Annotated in this window: 1 protein-coding gene; it reads right to left on the minus strand. The window is 52.9% G+C overall.

All coding sequences use genetic code 11. From position 1 onward, the window contains the following. Positions 1-766 (minus strand): DEAD/DEAH box helicase family protein (locus E1189_RS25240; protein ID WP_230460173.1); only part of this gene is annotated, 766 nt, incomplete at both ends.

Consider the following 766-nt stretch of genomic DNA (forward strand, 5'->3'; position numbering starts at 1 on the left):
GCGGGCAAAGACGATACTTTTTCCCGGTAGCTGTTCGTCCCGGTCCCTCAGGCCATTTTCCATCAGGTTGCGGATAATGGCACGATTGGTATCACGGTTGAAAATGGCCTTGTCGATGGACTTGGCATCAAAGTCCAGCTCGTTAGGGTCTATGCCCTGCTCTTCCAGTTGGGCAATCTGCTCATCGGACAGGTTGTCCTTTTTGATCCCTTCCCGCAGAAACTGCGTGGTATGGGTGATGACTTCGTAAGGTGTAAGAAAGTCGCCGCTGATGGCGGCTTCCAGCGAGTACTCAGCGGTGGGGATACGCCCTTCACACCCAAACAGGCCGTAGGTGGTATGGCCGATCATATCCACAGGGGTGGCCGTTAAACCGACCTGCAGGGCATCGAAGTATTTGAACAGGTCACCGTAGACGTTGTAGATAGAGCGGTGGGATTCGTCCGCAATAATCAGATCAAAGTACCCCACATCGTACTGATCCATGATTTTCATCATACCGGGGTAGGTGGCGATGAAGATGCGGGAGCTGGTCATGTACTTCTTATCGGTTTTACCCACCACATAAATGGGGTCGTTCACGAACTCATTGAAAGCGTTGCGTGCCTGCTTGCGCAGCTCACGGCGGTCACACAGGAACAGCACTCGTTTGGCCCAGCGGGCATCCAGAAGTTTTTTGGTGAGGGCTATAGCTACACGGGTTTTGCCAGTACCTGTGGCCTGTACGATAAGAGACTTTCGGTGCTTATCGCTGAATCGCTCACTG

The organism is Parendozoicomonas verongulae, from assembly GCF_009711465.1.
GTDB lineage: Bacteria > Pseudomonadota > Gammaproteobacteria > Pseudomonadales > Endozoicomonadaceae > Sansalvadorimonas > Sansalvadorimonas verongulae.